This window comes from Blautia sp. OM07-19, assembly GCF_003481595.1.
GTDB lineage: Bacteria > Bacillota > Clostridia > Lachnospirales > Lachnospiraceae > Blautia_A > Blautia_A intestinihominis.
This window is the reverse complement of record NZ_QULA01000042.1, coordinates 1-1608: the sequence shown is the minus strand read 5'-3', so window position 1 is coordinate 1608 and position 1608 is coordinate 1. Positions and strand designations below refer to the sequence as shown.

Annotated in this window: 1 protein-coding gene; it reads right to left on the bottom strand. The window is 27.7% G+C overall.

The window, feature by feature from the left end:
* Positions 1-48 precede the first annotated feature (48 nt).
* Entirely contained in the window at positions 49-1437 is a 1389-nt protein-coding gene (locus DXC01_RS17880) for a toll/interleukin-1 receptor domain-containing protein (RefSeq protein WP_118699516.1), read from the bottom strand.
* Positions 1438-1608: the final 171 nt, after the last annotated feature.

The following is a 1608-nucleotide window of genomic DNA, read 5'->3' as shown; positions in this document are numbered from 1 at the left end:
AGGAAGTTGAGGATTAAAAAATCCGCTGGATTATTTGGCGGTTACCTTTTACTTATGTTTTTCTGCAAATATCTTAAATACAATCTCTGCTTCTGATAATTCGGCCATTATATAATCTTCTTTTTCTTTTTTTATAATTATTGCTCTTTTAACTAATTGACCATTTTCTCTTAAATTTATGGATTCTATAATATACATGTCTTGATTATATTCTTCCGTTCCCCAAAATTCACATTCATGTCTTTTGCCGTTTTCATCTGTATAGATAAAATTCTGATAAAAAAACCAATCTCTTAATCTTCCCGGAATTTCTTTGTTTTTTATTTCTATAGCTTCCGGCCACCATTTTCCGTATAAAATATTAATTTCTATACCTTTCGGACTTTCAAAATGCATTATGTTCTCATTGCACCCAATATAGTCAAATCCTTGTCGATTTAAATTATATATGCATTTTTTTCTAAATGTTCTTTTTCCTATGCAACATACGTTTATTCTAGGCCATTTTTTATAGAGCATGCAAAAGTATGTCGTCTCAGAATTATTATCGGATCCTAGAACTAACCCATCCATTTCAGCATAATTTCTCCATCCTATTATTAAATGTTCATCACCTCCAAAATCTTTTTTCATATTCTTCTTGTATCTTTTTATATTTAATGCCGCTAATTTCATTCGTATATAAACTGGAAGCGACTCAAAATCTTTAACATCTATATTTTTATAACTTTGTGCTTTTTGCAAATAAACAACATCCGCTCTTTTATAAACAACTATAAATACTTTAAGAATCAATATACCACTTATATTTATACACAAAATTTTAAAAACCGACAATTCATAAAGTGCATAAAAAATCCTCCGTATAATAAAAGGAACATTCCATGACAGGTTAAACATATAGTGAATAATTAAATCAAAAATACATTTAACAATTAAAAATGCTGAAGTTTTCTCAAAAATACGATTCATCCATTTTAATAATGGACTACCTTCTTCTAATAATTGTCTTCTTTTAAACCGATGAGGACGAACAGATATTGCTTCATAAATAGTCCCCCAAAATTGATCATATTTATCCAATTTTATTATATGACAGTATTTTACATCTTTTATATCACTATCTAGGTTTTCTGGAAATCTTTCTACTCCATATAACGCGATAGGAATAATATTTTTTTCTTTTTTTAAAGCCCTTGCTAATTCTTGATATACCCAGTCTTCTTTCCTTTTAACAAATGTTCCCGGAGTCATTAATAAAATAAAGTCTTCACATTCATCTATGGCATTATAAATTGCTTCGTTAAAAAAACCACTTCTTGTAGATTTTTCATCAAAAAATACTGAATATTTTAAATTCGTTAAATATGAGTACAATTGTCTTGCAAATTGTAATGATTCATCTGCTCTATATGAAATAAATATTTGACATTTCATATCTTCCTCTTCCGTTATATGGATTGCAATCCTTTTAAAACCAATTGTACTGCTTCATCCACATAAACTGTATTAAATAATATTTCATTTTCTTTCATTGTTAAGCCATTATTTAAGTTAACTTGTTGTGCTAGATAAAATAAAATATAAAGAAACTTCAACAAAATGTGC

Excerpts from the sequence above, each read along its gene's own strand:
- DXC01_RS17880 (WP_118699516.1), bottom strand. The coding sequence starts at position 1,437 with ATGAAATGTCAAATATTTATTTCATATAGAGCAGATGAATCATTACAA.